Origin of the sequence: Sporosarcina sp. BP05 (genome assembly GCF_014282005.1) — a bacterium.
Classification (GTDB): domain Bacteria; phylum Bacillota; class Bacilli; order Bacillales_A; family Planococcaceae; genus Sporosarcina.
Window position 1 is genome coordinate 135,777 of record NZ_JACFTD010000004.1, and the last position, 14,466, is coordinate 150,242.

The 14,466-nt window shown below is 38.2% G+C and carries 15 protein-coding genes; 1 reads left to right on the forward strand and 14 read right to left on the reverse strand.

The annotated features are described in order from the left end of the window. Nucleotides 1-70: 70 nt before the first annotated feature. The 12 genes from H2672_RS06630 to H2672_RS06685 all read right to left on the reverse strand — a co-directional run bounded on the left by H2672_RS06630 (nucleotide 71) and on the right by H2672_RS06685 (nucleotide 9,977). Nucleotides 71-1,570, reverse strand: coding sequence for a lmo1851 family serine protease (locus H2672_RS06630; protein WP_186670510.1), 1,500 nt, complete (start codon nucleotides 1,568-1,570; stop codon nucleotides 71-73). Between the two features lie 117 nt (nucleotides 1,571-1,687). Then, nucleotides 1,688-2,392 carry a purine-nucleoside phosphorylase gene (deoD, locus tag H2672_RS06635; RefSeq protein WP_186670647.1) on the reverse strand — a complete coding sequence of 235 codons (705 nt, stop codon included), beginning with the start codon at nucleotides 2,390-2,392 and terminating at the stop codon, nucleotides 1,688-1,690. An 81-nt stretch (nucleotides 2,393-2,473) separates the two neighbouring features. Then, nucleotides 2,474-2,695: a YozE family protein gene (locus H2672_RS06640; protein WP_186670511.1), complete on the reverse strand. Its 222-nt coding sequence runs from the start codon at nucleotides 2,693-2,695 to the stop codon at nucleotides 2,474-2,476. Nucleotides 2,696-2,725: 30 nt separating this feature from the next. Further along, entirely contained in the window at nucleotides 2,726-3,145 is a 420-nt protein-coding gene (gene msrB, locus H2672_RS06645) for a peptide-methionine (R)-S-oxide reductase MsrB (RefSeq protein WP_186670512.1), read from the reverse strand. Continuing rightward, nucleotides 3,142-3,672, reverse strand: coding sequence for a peptide-methionine (S)-S-oxide reductase MsrA (gene msrA, locus H2672_RS06650; protein WP_186670513.1), 531 nt, complete (start codon nucleotides 3,670-3,672; stop codon nucleotides 3,142-3,144). The genes msrB and msrA overlap by 4 nt, the downstream gene beginning before the upstream one ends. 12 nt (nucleotides 3,673-3,684) lie before the next feature. Beyond that, nucleotides 3,685-4,260, reverse strand: coding sequence for a YpmS family protein (locus H2672_RS06655; protein ID WP_186670514.1), 576 nt, complete (start codon nucleotides 4,258-4,260; stop codon nucleotides 3,685-3,687). 11 nt (nucleotides 4,261-4,271) lie between these two features. Continuing rightward, a complete protein-coding gene (locus tag H2672_RS06660; RefSeq protein ID WP_255485524.1) occupies nucleotides 4,272-5,087 on the reverse strand; it encodes a GDSL-type esterase/lipase family protein in 816 nt (271 codons plus the stop codon). Between the two features lie 38 nt (nucleotides 5,088-5,125). Continuing rightward, the gene (locus H2672_RS06665; RefSeq protein WP_186670516.1) at nucleotides 5,126-5,965 is read right to left on the reverse strand and encodes a DegV family protein; all 840 of its coding nucleotides are present in this window, start codon (nucleotides 5,963-5,965) and stop codon (nucleotides 5,126-5,128) included. Nucleotides 5,966-6,061: 96 nt separating this feature from the next. Then, nucleotides 6,062-6,541 carry a dihydrofolate reductase gene (locus tag H2672_RS06670; RefSeq protein ID WP_186670517.1) on the reverse strand — a complete coding sequence of 160 codons (480 nt, stop codon included), beginning with the start codon at nucleotides 6,539-6,541 and terminating at the stop codon, nucleotides 6,062-6,064. 16 nt (nucleotides 6,542-6,557) lie between these two features. After that, nucleotides 6,558-7,499: a thymidylate synthase gene (locus tag H2672_RS06675; RefSeq protein WP_186670518.1), complete on the reverse strand. Its 942-nt coding sequence runs from the start codon at nucleotides 7,497-7,499 to the stop codon at nucleotides 6,558-6,560. Between the two features lie 916 nt (nucleotides 7,500-8,415). After that, nucleotides 8,416-9,210 (reverse strand): excalibur calcium-binding domain-containing protein, encoded by a 795-nt coding sequence (locus H2672_RS06680; RefSeq protein WP_186670520.1) that lies wholly within the window; start codon nucleotides 9,208-9,210, stop codon nucleotides 8,416-8,418. A gap of 458 nt (nucleotides 9,211-9,668) precedes the next feature. Then, entirely contained in the window at nucleotides 9,669-9,977 is a 309-nt protein-coding gene (locus tag H2672_RS06685; RefSeq protein WP_186670523.1) for a hypothetical protein, read from the reverse strand. Nucleotides 9,978-10,772: 795 nt separating this feature from the next. Here H2672_RS06685 and H2672_RS06690 point away from each other — a divergent pair. Further along, a complete protein-coding gene (locus H2672_RS06690; protein ID WP_255485525.1) occupies nucleotides 10,773-11,603 on the forward strand; it encodes a squalene/phytoene synthase family protein in 831 nt (276 codons plus the stop codon). 620 nt (nucleotides 11,604-12,223) lie between these two features. On the opposite strand, the gene H2672_RS06695 is transcribed toward H2672_RS06690, so the two are convergent. Together H2672_RS06695 and H2672_RS06700 are read right to left on the reverse strand one after the other, a co-directional pair. Next, nucleotides 12,224-13,405: a NupC/NupG family nucleoside CNT transporter gene (locus tag H2672_RS06695; RefSeq protein WP_186670529.1), complete on the reverse strand. Its 1,182-nt coding sequence runs from the start codon at nucleotides 13,403-13,405 to the stop codon at nucleotides 12,224-12,226. A gap of 137 nt (nucleotides 13,406-13,542) precedes the next feature. Continuing rightward, a complete protein-coding gene (locus H2672_RS06700; protein ID WP_186670530.1) occupies nucleotides 13,543-14,466 on the reverse strand; it encodes a pseudouridine-5'-phosphate glycosidase in 924 nt (307 codons plus the stop codon).

Consider the following 14,466-nt stretch of genomic DNA (forward strand, 5'->3'; position numbering starts at 1 on the left):
ACGCCTCATTTCATTTTTTCGATAAATTCAAAAAAAGCGTCCGGCCGGATTAGGACTGGACGCTTTTTAATTATTTCCCTACTTTTTCAAGTAAAACTTCTTTTGCTTTCAACAGCTGTGGATCGTCTTCTTGAATTTTCGTCCGAAGTTTTTCCATCAGACCGTATGTTGTTTCTCCTAAGAGAATACCATTGGTGTCTAGCGCTAGATCCTTTTGCAGCTTTTTGACAGCCAGAGTTGTTTTTTCATCAAACAAGCCATCAATTTCACCTGGTTCATAACCAACAGCTTCAAGCATTTCTTCTGCAGCTTTAATGGAAGGTGAAAGCATACCCACTTTCATTTCGATTGCTGGATCAAGAAACGGAAGCATTGCATAAGATGGATACGGCACTTCGATATCCGGTTTAATTCCTTCTTTATGAACCCAATTGCCATTAGGCGTAAGCCATTTAGCTGTAGTTAGTTTTAAATTTGAGCCGTCTGGAAGATTTTTAGGTGATTGAACGGTTCCTTTACCGAATGTTTTCACACCGATAAGTGGAACATTGGCAGATTCTTTTAACGCAGCTGCCAGTATTTCTGATGCTGAGGCACTACCGTCATCAATAACCATTGTAACCGGAACTCCAATTTTTCTTTTTCCAGAGGCTGTATATATTTCTGGTTGCAATTCTTTTTCTTTATATTGGAAAATATTCTTTCCATTTTCCAAAAACAGATCAGAAACTTTGATGGCTATGTCAAGTCTACCGCCTGGATTTTGGCGTACGTCGACAACTAACCCTTTCATACCTTTCGCTTCCATCTCATCAAGGGCAACTAGCAACTCATCGTACGTTCCTTCAGAGAAGCTTGTAAGGTGAATATGTGCAATTCCATCATCAAGCATCTCAGCATAAACTGTTTCAATCGGAATAACGTCACGTTTGATTTTTACGTCTACCGGCTCGACTGCTGCACCTCGTTTAATGCTTAAAGTCACAGTTGTCCCTTTTTCGCCTCTGATTAAAAGAACCGCTTCTGATGATGACATTCCCTGGATACTTTCACCATCGACCGCAATGATTGTATCGTTCGGTAATATCCCTGCTCGTTCTGCGGGTGAATTTTTTATAGGAGAAACGACGTTGATGTATCCATTTTTCTCTTGAATCTCAGCACCAATTCCTTCGAAACTAGACGAAATACTCTCGTTTAGTTGTCGGGCTTCCTTCTGATTCAAATAATCGGAATACGGGTCTCCGAGTGCATCAATCATCCCATTGATGGCACCATCAATAACTGCTGTTTGATCGATATCTTCGAAGTAATTCCCTTCCATTTCATCATAGGCATTATATAACTTTTCAAATTCTTTTCGGTCCTTTAGCGGTTGCTTTTGTGGGCTTACAACTTCGACAACTTTATCATCACCCGTTGTTAATACGAAAAACGTTATGGCAGCACTGGCCAGTACAAGTCCGAATACAAGCATGACAAAAGAGAACGGTTTTAATTTAATATATCGTTTTGCTGGCGGTTGACGATTTGGCTCAATTTCTGTTTCGTGGCCATTATTCTCTTCCATCCCATTCCCCACTCTCTACTATTTATTGCAAGATTCCCCTGTGTCTAGCTACACCGGCTAGACATCTGTACAATTCTAAAAAAGGACCGCTGTATAGCGGGCGGTCCTACTGCTCGATTATTCTTGTATTGCTGCTTCGAGTGCCACTTCAATCATGTCGTTAAACGTTGTTTGGCGCTCTTCTGATGATGTCGCCTCACCCGTTAGAAGGTGATCGCTCACAGTAAGAATTGCCAGTGCTTGGCGGCCAAATTTCGCAGCAAGCGTATACAATGCCGCCGCTTCCATTTCAACAGCTAGGACACCATACTGAGCCCATTTTTCATGTTGTGCATATTCATTATAGAAAACGTCTTCTGTAAACACATTTCCGACTTTCAAATCAAGCCCTTTTTTAAGTCCCGCATTATACGATTTCAAAAGAAGATCGAAGTCTGCAGTTGGTGCGTAGCTGATACCACTGAATATGATTTCGTTCATTTTAGAATCTGTAGAAGCACTTTGTGCAAGAATAACATCCCGTACATGAACGTCTTTCTGGATCGCACCACAAGTACCTACACGGATTAATTTCTGAACGTCGTATTCTTGCATCAATTCTGTTACATATATAGAAATGGATGGAACACCCATACCTGTACCTTGAACAGAAATGCGTTTCCCTTTATATGTTCCTGTATAGCCGAACATATTCCGTACTTCGTTGTATTGTATTACATCTTCTAAAAATGTTTCGGCAATGTATTTTGCACGTAGTGGATCTCCCGGAAGCAAAATCGTATCCGCGATGTCACCTTTTTTTGCATTGATATGTATACTCATAATAAATAGCCCCGCTTTCAAATTTTCTTTTTCAATCATACATTCAACCTATCCATTATGCAATGAAGATGCAGAAGCTACTTACAAAAATCGCTCTTCATATAACAGAAATAACTCGTCGAAAACGACAGATGCCATTTTTGAATCAGCCTTTTCTTCGACATAACGCGATAAAGGGTCGAAATTTTTTTCTTCTTTTGGAAAACTAGAATCCTTAAACATATATTCCGCAAACGTTGATTTTAAATCATCTATCGTCCCACCGCGGAAGGATAGGGCGAATCGATAAAAAGATCGATCCATCCATTCATCTCCCTTCTCAGTTTTCATCATTTAAAATAGTTTCAAGTACTCTCTGTAACCTTCTGTTTCAAGTTGGTCTACAGCTACAAAACGAAGTGCCGCGGAATTGATGCAATAACGGAGTCCACCTTCACCAGGTCCATCTGGAAATACATGACCAAGATGCGAATCAGCAGTTTTACTGCGCACTTCTACACGTTTCATACCATGGGTCCTATCTGTTTTCTCTACAACTTCCACCGATTCAATCGGTTTTGTAAAGCTTGGCCACCCACAGCCCGCATCATATTTATCTTTTGAACTAAACAGTGGCTTGCCTGAAATAATATCGACATAAATCCCATCTTCAAAATGGCTATCGAATTCATTTCGAAACGGTGGTTCAGTCCCATTTTCCTGTGTGACGTGGTACTGTATTTCGGTTAATTTTTTTTTCAATTCTTCTGTCATGAATCTTCACCCCAGTTATCAGATTTGAACCTTTCACGGCCTGAGCCAGTTGCATATCGATTATAATGTGTTGGGTTTTTCATGTAATAATCTTGATGCCCTTCTTCAGCTACGTAAAATGGTTTCGCAGGTAGAATATCAGTTGCGATGGCTTTGTCGAACTTCCCTGAAGCATCTAGTTCAGCCTTTGTTAGCTCAGCGAGTTGTAGTTGCTCGGGTGTATGATAAAAAATGGCTGTCTGATAGGATTCACCCCGGTCGAAAAATTGGCCGCCCGAATCGGTTGGGTCAATCTGTCTCCAAAAGATGTCGATCAGTTCGCGATACGAAATGACTTCATCATCAAACGTAATTTGAATTGCTTCACGGTGGCCGGTCTCATTCGTACAGACCAGTTCATAAGATGGGTTTACTACATCCCCGCCAGTATAGCCAGAAATGACTGAATGGACACCGTCATATCGGTCGAACGGTTTCACCATGCACCAAAAACAACCTCCAGCAAATGTGGCCAATGATTTCGCCATTGTAAAACCTCCCTATTCTTTCGGTATAATAATTTCCAAGATAATCTCATCATCCGCCAAATTGAATGTCTTCGCTCTCACTTTTAAATTACCCGAAACAGAAATTTCCGACAGGTCGATGAAAAACTCCTCTTCCTTGGGACGAACAATCAGCCAAGGAGGAAATTTCACTGAGTCCTTCAATATTTTCAAGACGGTTGAAGGCTGGATGTTTAATAGCCCGATTTCCATTGATGATTGCTTCAAAATCAAATTACCATCTTCTCGTACGACCGGGTCAAAATGCATAATGACAGGGTATGTAAATGAGAAAACTGTCAGTTCCGAAAATAATGCCACATCGCCATCCACTTTAATCGTTAACGGGAGTGGCCCGCCTTTCGTCATTTTCCGAACATACGTATTGGCAATCGATTCGAGGTTTTCTTTTGTCGCACTCACTGTTAAGACATTATTCGATGCGTCCACTACTTCCATATTAGGAAGTGGGATCGAGTCAGGGGTACTACTGATGAAAAAAATTATGGCTGAAAGTGCTGCTGCAACAAGACCTGCAAGTAAAAAAAAACCTATTTTCCATCGATTCACGCGATCAGCTCCTACATTTCCAATTCCCCGTCCGATAATTTTTGCAAGCCGCATTCTTCCAGCTTTTCAAGGTAACGTTCCGCCATCGCGTCATACCCCTTTGCATTCGGATGAAAGAAATCGGTGTGGTACACCATGTTCGTATTTGAATCGAACAGGTCCAAAACGGGGACAAAGCATGACTTTCCGTCCATCATGGCACGAACTTCAATCGCTTCATTCCAGTCAGCAATAATATCTTCAAATTCATTCGTTTCATCCGTCACAATTGAAAACGGATTATAAAGACCTGCTACAATAATGATTGCATCGCCATTCAAATCTCGGATGATACTGAATAATTCATCGAGCCTATTTTCAAACTTACCTAGTTCACTATAAAATTGTTCCGTCTTCAAATTGAATAGATTGGACTTAACGACTTTCATAATATCATTGCCGCCAATTGTCAAAAAGATTAGATCTGCCGTTTTCAAAGACGATTGAACTTCAGGTTCTTCCAGTTTGTCGATGAGTTGGTCGCTTCTTCGACCCCGCTTTGCCAAATTAGAAGCATCAACATCCTTAACCCCTTTCCATTCATCCATTTTGTCAGTTACACGGCCAAAATAACCTTCTTTTTTCAGTTCATCTCCGACACCCTGTGTAAGTGAATCCCCTAATCCAATTACATTGATATTTTTTGGAATGAAATACCCTGGGATAGTCCACTCAGTAAATGCGATTTCTTGTCGACCAGTAAATGCACCTGTTTTTTCGATTTGCGTTTGTTGACAGCCAGACAAAAATAATGAGAAGGCGATCACAATCAGAAATACTCTTCTCATACGTAGAGTTCCCCTTTTCTTCAATAAAGAATCATTCATTAATCCGCATAATACATGAAGCCTATCGCTCCTTCTCCAGTATGTGTACTGATGATTGGAGCCGTAAATGTAAGCTTCACGTCTTTGATGCCCGATTCTTGTATCATTTTCTTCAATGGTTCTCCCATTTTCAACCCATTAGCGTGTGAAATACCGACCCCACGAATAATCTTTCCAGCCGTCTCTTCTTTGAAAACCTTGAATAGATGGGCTACGACTTGTTTGTGACTGCGCGCTTTCGCGACAGGTGTATAAACGCCCCCCTGCAAAGTCGCAATCGGTTTTATATTCAACAAGGAACCAATCATTGCTTTCCCTTTTCCGATTCGGCCGCCTTTCACAAGGTTATCGAGTGAATCGACAACAACGAAAAGCGATGTATTATTACGGATTGTGTTCAGCCGTTCAACAATCTCAGTAACTGACTTCCCTAGCTCAGCCAACTCCGCAGCCTCCATTACTTGAAACATTAAAGCATGTGAGATGAACATTGAATCGATGACAGTTACTTTGGAATCTGTCATTTCAGCTGCCGCCTGGGCAGATTTCACAGTACCGCTCATGCCGCCAGTCATATGTATGGAGATGATTTCACTGCCATCTTCCCCCAGTTTGTCATACAACTCCTTGAAAACACCTGCCGCTGGTTGCGAGCTTTTCGGCAGTTGAGCAGAACTTCTCATCTTTTCCAGAAATTCTTCAGGTTGTATATCTACACCGTCGATAAACGTTTTACCATCTATTTGAATCGTAAGTGGAACAACATGTAGACCATACTTTAGAATATCCTCCACTTTTAAATCAGCTGTTGAATCCGTGACGATATGGACTTTTTTCATAATGCGCACTCCCCTCGAGTAGTAGCAGTTATCAATATAAGTAAATGATATATAATTCGAAGTAAAAAGTTCCTTCACTTGTAAATAGGGACTTTTTTATTCCTTTTCATAAACAAGAAATGAATACGGAATTTCATCTTCTGTAATGTGATCTTGCGAAGTCGTTATGAGCTTCCATTCAGGACCATATGAAGGAAAAAAGGTATCCCCTTCGTACTCTTTTTGAATGTACGTAATGTAGAGGCGATCCGCTATTCCCTGTGCTGCACGGAATATTTCCGCACCACCGATAATCATCACTTCTTCTGCATACTCTCCTGCCCTTGCAATCGCATCAGTTAGATTGTGTACGACAACAGCGCCTTCAGCTGTATACGCTTCATTTCGTGTAACGATGATGCTGAGCCGACCAGGTAAAGGTCTACCGATTGACTCAAACGTTTTACGCCCCATTACCATTGCTTTTCCCATCGACATCTTTTTGAAGTAAGCAAGGTCAGCTGGAATATGCCAGGGCAAATCGTTATTCAAACCTATGACCCGGTTCGGATCATGAGCTACAAGTAGTGAAATCATTGAAATCCACCTTTCTTTAGACAGCTATTGGTCCTTTAATTTTTGGATGTGGTTCATAATTTTCAAGTTCTATATCTTGCGTTTCTAATTCGAAAATCGTTTTGCCTTCGATATTCAATTTTAATGTCGGTAACGTTCGCGGTTCCCGAGTCAACTGCTCATTTACTTGATTAACATGATTCGAGTAAATATGCGCATCCCCAAGCGTATGGACGAATTCGCCTACACCAAGATCGCATTCATGCGCAATCAAATGAACTAGAAGTGCATAAGATGCAATATTAAATGGTACGCCAAGGAAGATGTCCGCACTTCGCTGGTAAAGCTGGCATGATAGCTTCCCGTCTGCTACATAAAATTGGAATAATGCATGACATGGCGGCAATGCCATATCTTCCACTTCAGAAGGATTCCATGCAGTAACAATATGCCTACGGGAATCCGGATTATTTTTAATGCCTTCAATTAAATTGGCAATTTGATCAATCGTTTGTTCCCCATTTGACCATGATCTCCACTGTTTACCATATACCGGTCCAAGGTCGGCGTATTTTGCGGCAAATTCTTCATCTTCCACTACACGCTTTTTGAATGCATCCATTTCAATTTTATAGACAGCCGCAAACTCGGTGTCTTTTGAAGCGCGACGTCCGAAGTCCGTCATATCTGGACCACTGTATTCGATGCTCGTCACCCATTGTTCAAAAGCCCATTCATCCCAGATTGGATTTCGATTTTCAATAAGCGTTTTGACATTCGTATCGCCTTTTAAGAACCATAACAATTCAGATGAAATAAGACGGAAAGCCGTTTTTTTCGTTGTCATGAGTGGAAATCCCTCATTTAAATTGAAGCGCATTTGATAACCAAAGACACTGATTGTCCCTGTCCCTGTGCGATCTTCTTTCTTTTCACCCGTTTCAAGAACATGTTTACATAATTCTAAATACTGTTTCATTAAAAAGCCTCCTTGCATTAGTGTTCAGTATATCAAATATGATCTAGCTATCATAATAAAAAAGCACACCTCTGGCATGGTTATTTAGGATAACCATGCCAGAGGTGTGCTTTTCGGCCTTGATAATGAAAAGTCTGTTGGTTTTTGTTACCTAACTATAGCATTTTGGTCTTGGCTACCCAAGTATTATGGAGATCGGTTGTGGTTACATATTCCAAAAATACATGGGTAATATCAACTGGGAATAAGACTTAATTAGAAAGATACCCTGCCCAAATATCGGAAACCCCGTCCCCTACTATCTGTTCACTACAAGCTCTTGATGTGGTCACAGCTACTACCACAAAATGAATCACCCTTACTCAAAGGAAAACTCATAGCGTGTTCCTACAACTCAACAGACTGCTCTAATAACTTGTACTCACCATTGTCTATGTAAATCATGTAGTCTACTTTCATTGCACTTGGGCTAGCGACAATTATTGCTCCCATGTTTTAAAGTAACCCACCGACAATGCTTTGCACTCGTAACTTTAGGTAAGCTATATTCACTTTCTTACCTTCAAACTCACTAAGTAACTTGTATGAGGATTGCTTAGGTGAATACTGTGCTAGCTCAGAACTGCTAGCTAGCTCCATCGGCTTATGCTCAGATTCTTCAATTGTTAAATTCTGAAAGACAACATCAATAAACCAACTATTCTCATTCATCTGCACATATAACTCTATTGCTTTGTTAATTTTAATAGCCCATACTTCTTCTCCACACGCTATTGCGATTTATTGCATTAATACTCTTGGAAACTGCGAAGCACCTGTAAAGATAAGATATTTTCCTTTGAACGCTTCTGATATATAAGCCCATAAAAAAGAGAGCTACTTATTAGCTCTCAAATCTTTTACCATTACAAACTACTTACTCACAAGCCCATCCATCTTTATCTCTATCATGTTTATTTTCATATGCAGGGTGTGAACTAGCAACACCACTTGGATATACCTTGCGCATTTCTGTACAGTTTTGGAATGATTCATATGTAGATGTAGCTTGCGGTTTTCGAGCTTCCGCTTTAGCCTTCGCTTCTGTTTCTGCTTTAGCCTTTGCTTCTGTTTCCGCTTTAGCCTTCGCTTCTGTTTCTGCTTTAGCCTTTGCTTCTGTTTCCGCTTTTACCTTCGCTTCTGTTTCTGCTTTAGCCTTCGCTTCTGTTTCCGCTTTAGCCTTCGCTTCTGTTTCTGCTTTAGCCTTCGCTTCTGTTTCCGCTTTAGCCTTCGCTTCTGTTTCTGCTTTAGCCTTCGCTTCTGTTTCCGCTTTAGCTTTCGCTTCTATTTCTGCTTTAGCCTTCGCTTCTGTTTCCGTTTTAGCCTTCGCGTCTGTTTCTGCTTTAGCCTTCGCTTCTGTTTCTGCTTTAGCCTTCGCTTTTGTTTCTGCTTTAGCCTTCGCTTCTGTTTCTGCTTTAGCCTTCGCTTCTGTTTCTGTTTTAGCCTTCGCTTCTACTATTTCTTGCTTTTCTTGTTCCTTTTCCATAGAAGAATCAGAAGTTACTCCAAATACAATAAAGGAAACAATTGCAATTGCGAAGGAAATGCCCGCATTACGTAAACTCTTTTTAGAACCTTTTTTCTTTCCTAGTTTTTTTAATAGGGATATTACTAAAAATACAATAACCGCTATACCGCTAGCGAATACTAATAAGGCAAAAAAAGTATTCATTTGACCACTCCTACTCAAATTAGAATTACAAACATATTAATATAACACATATTTCAGTTAAACTATACTACTTTTGATAAAGCACAGTTCTAATAATAAATTATAACTGAATAAAAATAACCACTTCTAATCAAACACCAACAAAATTGACCACATTACATACAAATTAAAATATGATTTTCACAATTCTCAGGACAACAAAAAAAGAGAACAGTAACAGTTCTCATAGTCTTTTAGGATTAAATAATTTTAATCTCATATTATAGTATTCGAACCTAAAATAAAAAGGTCAAAATTTCATTTTAATTTTTTAGTTGTTTTAAGTCATCAAAAGTTGTCGAGCCCAACTTTTCAGAACGCCAATAGAAATTAACAACTTCGCCATTTCCTAGAACGGATACTTCTATTCTTTGATCAGAAATGGGTACTTGATTTTTAGTACGCGAAAAGGAGAATGATTAACGAATTGGTTCTGTTGATATTTGCCTCGGATAGTAGTTGAAGCGATCTGTCTCTAACTGATATTCCTCACCATCAACAAACTTCTTAACAAATTCGACTGCTATCTTTCTAGACACTACCTTTGAGGTCTTTGCTGTAAATAGCGCTTCTGATTCAATGGGTGGTTGATAGTAAAATTGCTCAATTTTTAGATCCTTTCCAACAAATACAACATTACCGTATAACCGCATACCATTAATTGTCTTAGTGAACATTAGATCATAACGTAACTTATCGTCATCAGGATAAAAGTGACTACCACCCATTTGAAAATCACTATGCGTTAAGAAATCAAATCGATTAGGAAACAACTTATTAATTTTCTTAATTAAATAAACTTTTGCGAAAACCGTTTCTGTTTAAGCGACTTGAATTCGCACTTTTCCAGGCTGCCGAATCACCGTGGTTGAAGCACTGGCAGCAGACGTAACATTCCAATAGATAAAGCAGCAGAGCTTAATACAGTACCAATTCTCTTTAAAACGGACAAAGTATCCCCATCTTGGTTAACGATATCCAAACTGCCCACTAAATTCCACCAGTTGCTAATAAGAGATTTCTTTATCCACTATTTATCAAAATATCCCTTTCCACCTTTTTTTTAACATCACTGACTCTTCAGTAATCAATAGCTAGTTTCGCAGGAACGTTTAAACATATCCATATATGTTTCCAGCTACGCATACAGCTTGTAATGAACTATTCCACTTCCCACTTTTCTATTGCCGATTTTAAGCAATTCAAATAATTACATGATTGACATCTAGATAAAATGCCTATTTTTCCCTGTCTTTCTCGAATTAGTCGTTCCAGTGACTTCCGTTTTTCACCCGAATATGATTAAATAAGAGTATAATCTTTATTTTCAGCTTTTGTGAGTAAAAGGTGTAGATTTCAGAAGTTCTACGTTCAATACTTCTTTTTTCTTTATAACAATGTTTTTTTCCGTCTATAACTATTTACCCTTCTAGAAGACTGAAACATCAACACACAACCGATGTCGTACAAGGCGATAAGACAAGTCAAAAAATACTACCATATGCTGAAGGGGGAAAATCTCATTGAGTATTGAAACCACATTGCAAAAAGAAGCCATGCATGTACTAAAGCTGACAAGTAGAACGTTTTACATTCCAATTAAACTGCTTAATCCAATGTTAAGAAAGACGGTGGGCTCTGCCTATTTATGTATGCGCGCGATTGATGAAATTGAAGATCACGAAGACTTACTATCTGAAACTAAGCAGCATCTGTTACGTTCGACTAGTAAGCTTTTACAAACGAAGTTTGATGACATTGCCTATCAACAACTTCTAAAGCCATATGAAAATATTTTACCTGAAGTGACGTTAAGACTCGGTGATTGGCTTTCCGTTTGTCCAGAAAATATTATTGACAAGGTTAAAGAGTCAACAAGCATTATGGCAGATGGAATGGCCCGTTGGGTAGAAAAGGATTGGGTAGTAAAAACAAAGGAAGATCTAGATGAGTATACTTATTATGTAGCGGGCTTAGTAGGTATTATGCTATCTGATATATGGGAATTGTATGACGGGACAGTAACGGATCGCGAATTGGCAATTGGCTATGGCCGAGGTCTGCAAGCGGTTAATATGCTACGAAATCAGGATGAAGATGCTGATCGCGGTGTACGTTTTATTCCTGATGGATGGGACCGAAATGATATGTTTGCGTACGCAACAATGAATTTAAATAAAGCGGATGAATATTTAAAATCGATTGATACTAAAAATATTCAGTTGTTCTGTAAAATCCCACTTGCCTTGGCAAAGAGGACACTCACAACCTTAAAAAATGGCAATGAAAAAATGTCACGTGCCGAAGTAGAATCCACTGTGAATGAAATTATTAACGAGAAAAAAAACGATTAGATTGTTTCAGGTCACTGAAACAATCTATGTTTTTTAATGACTTTCAAAAAGAGACGACTGTACATTCGAATATTGAATGTAAAGTCGCCTTTTTGATTAACTATCAGGTGCCTTAAGCTGTACTTGTGTAATCATCTTGTTAAAGATTAATCTATGACTGGATCCCATATTTTAAAGTCAAAGAGGATAAATATACAAAAAAAGAGATCACCCACATAATACAGCCGAATTCTTACTTTCTTCTATCTATTTGAAATATATTTTCCGAATAATTTTATACGCAGGTACAGGTACATGTCCATCAAAATGAAAGCATGCGAAAGCGGCCAGGAAATGAGGTTTGGTTTGGTTTGGTTTGGTTTGGTTTGGTTTGGTTTGGCCAGGTTACCCATATATTTGTTTAATATATACAAACAGACATCTGGATTCAGTTGTTGATCATATCTGATTAACTTTGCCCCCAAAATTGAATTGAACGTTTTTGAGGGTATATATATTCAAGCCAATCAGTCAACTTTTAACTAGCTATAAAAACCAAGTAAAGCAAAAGGGTGACATGTAGTTGCCGGATTTCAAAACTATAGGAATCCATCTTTGTAAATGTGTTTTCTGATATAAACTTACATAGCAATACCAATGATAGTTGCTGAAATTACAGAGGCTAGTGTTGCACCTAACAACAGTTTTAAAGCAAATTTCGAAACATAATGACCTTGTTTTTCACTAATAGACTTAATTGAACCTGCAATAATACCAACAGTTCCAAAATTTGCAAAGCTAACCAAATAAACCGATACAATTGCTACTGTTTTATCTGAAAGTTTTGTTGAAATTTCACCAAAACTCAACATTGCAACAAATTCATTAGTAACAAGTTTTGTAGCCATAATTCCACCGGCCAGTACGGCTTCTGCCCATGGAACACCCATCAAGAATGCGATTGGTGCAAAGATATAACCAATAACTGTTTGGAATGAAATTTGAAATACACCTTGAAAAATCACATTAATCAATTCCATCAAAGCAATAAATCCTAAGAGCATAGCAGCTACGGTAACAACTAGTTTAAAACCATCCATTATGCTATCTCCAACCATTTGGAAAAAAGGAACTCTCTTATTTTCATCAATTTGAATTAAATCCTCATCATTATCTAAATCATAGGGATTAATAATATTAGCAATTATGAGTGCACTAAAAATATTCAAAACAACAGCTGTTACAACATATTTCGGTTCTAACATCGTCATATAAGCGCCAACCATCGCCATACTTACTGCACTCATTGCCGAAGTACAAATTGTGTAAAGTCTTTTTGGAGATAAAAGCGGGATTTGTTTAATAATTGTCAAAAATACTTCAGGTTGTCCAAGAATAGCAGTAGATACAGCAAAATAGCTTTCAAGTTTACCCATACCAGTTATTTTACTTAAAATTAAACCTAAGTATTTAATAACGAATGGTAATACTTTGATATAATTTAGTATTCCTATTAGGACGGATAGGAATACTAGAGGTAATAGCGCTACAAATATAAACGATATTTCACCTTCATTCACGAGACCACCAAATACAAATTGAATTCCTGTATCAGCAATAGCGAGCAATTTTTCAAAAAACTTGCCAACTTTAGTAATGGCAATAAGACCTATACTAGTATTCATCATGAAGTATACTAAAACGATTTGCACAGCTAACATAATCAGAATACGTTTATATTTTATCTTCTTTCTATCATTACTAAATATAAACGCAATAAAAAAAGCAAGTAAAATCCCAGATATTAAGAACAAAAACTTCATGTAAATACTCCCCTTTAATGTTAGCGCTTTCAATTACCTGAAAATATTAGTTCCTTTTCATATTTTTGTAAATACGAAAAGGAACTATATGGAGTGAACTAATATTATTGGAACTTAGCTTGCCTTAAGTATTAATTTTATTGTTCGTTAGTTTTGCTGTTTAAATTAACTGCAATTTGGGCTCCTACTTTAGCATTGTGTTTTACTAATTCAATATTTACATCTAGGCTTTTACCATCTGTTAATTCTTTAATTTTCCCGAGCAAGAATGGTGTAGTATCTTTACCAATAATATTATTTTCTGCTGCTTCTTTAATTGCTTGGTCAATAATTCCATTGATATATGCTTCATCCATGGCGAATTCTTTAGGGATTGGGTTAGCTACTACTACCCCACCTTTAAGATTTAATTCCCATTTAGTTTTCAACACATCTGCAATTACATCAATTGAATCAGTAGAGAAGTTTAATTTATATTCACTATTTCTTGTATAGAATGCTGGTAGGCACTCTGTTTCGTAGCCAAGCACAGGAACCCCTTTTGTTTCAAGGTATTCTAAAGTAAGCGCTAGATCTAGGATTGATTTAGCTCCTGCACAAACTACAGCTACGTCAGTTTGAGCTAATTCTTCAAGGTCAGCCGAAATATCCATTGTAGTTTCCGCACCTTTATGAACTCCACCAATACCGCCTGTTACAAAGATTTTGATATCTACTAATTCTGCGCAGATCATTGTTGTTGCAACAGTCGTTGCACCAAGTTTTTTCGTAGCAATAATTTGTGGTAAGTCGCGTCTTGACACTTTAGCAACATCTGAACTCTTACCAAATAACTCCAGCTCTTCATCTGTTAAACCAATTTTTATTTTCCCATCAATAATAGCAATTGTTGCCGGGACAGCTCCGTTTTCACGTACAATTTGTTCAACCTCGCGTGCCATTTTCACGTTTTGAGGATAAGGCATACCGTGAGAAATAATTGTAGACTCTAATGCCACAATTGCTTTCCCTTCCTCTTTTGCCTGTTGTACTTCTTTTGATAAAACAATATAATTTTTCAT

Bases quoted from the DNA above. Each gene is read 5' to 3' on its own strand.
- H2672_RS06630 (WP_186670510.1), bottom strand. From the start codon at position 1,570: ATGGAAGAGAATAATGGCCACGAAACAGAAATTGAGCCAAATCGTCAA.
- deoD (WP_186670647.1), bottom strand. From the start codon at position 2,392: ATGAGTATACATATCAATGCAAAAAAAGGTGACATCGCGGATACGATT.
- H2672_RS06640 (WP_186670511.1), bottom strand. From the start codon at position 2,695: ATGGATCGATCTTTTTATCGATTCGCCCTATCCTTCCGCGGTGGGACG.
- msrB (WP_186670512.1), bottom strand. From the start codon at position 3,145: ATGACAGAAGAATTGAAAAAAAAATTAACCGAAATACAGTACCACGTC.
- msrA (WP_186670513.1), bottom strand. From the start codon at position 3,672: ATGGCGAAATCATTGGCCACATTTGCTGGAGGTTGTTTTTGGTGCATG.
- H2672_RS06660 (WP_255485524.1), bottom strand. From the start codon at position 5,087: ATGAGAAGAGTATTTCTGATTGTGATCGCCTTCTCATTATTTTTGTCT.
- H2672_RS06665 (WP_186670516.1), bottom strand. From the start codon at position 5,965: ATGAAAAAAGTCCATATCGTCACGGATTCAACAGCTGATTTAAAAGTG.
- H2672_RS06670 (WP_186670517.1), bottom strand. From the start codon at position 6,541: ATGATTTCACTACTTGTAGCTCATGATCCGAACCGGGTCATAGGTTTG.
- H2672_RS06675 (WP_186670518.1), bottom strand. From the start codon at position 7,499: ATGAAACAGTATTTAGAATTATGTAAACATGTTCTTGAAACGGGTGAA.
- H2672_RS06680 (WP_186670520.1), bottom strand. From the start codon at position 9,210: ATGAATACTTTTTTTGCCTTATTAGTATTCGCTAGCGGTATAGCGGTT.
- H2672_RS06685 (WP_186670523.1), bottom strand. From the start codon at position 9,977: ATGGGTGGTAGTCACTTTTATCCTGATGACGATAAGTTACGTTATGAT.
- H2672_RS06695 (WP_186670529.1), bottom strand. From the start codon at position 13,405: ATGAAGTTTTTGTTCTTAATATCTGGGATTTTACTTGCTTTTTTTATT.
- H2672_RS06700 (WP_186670530.1), bottom strand. From the start codon at position 14,466: ATGAAAAATTATATTGTTTTATCAAAAGAAGTACAACAGGCAAAAGAG.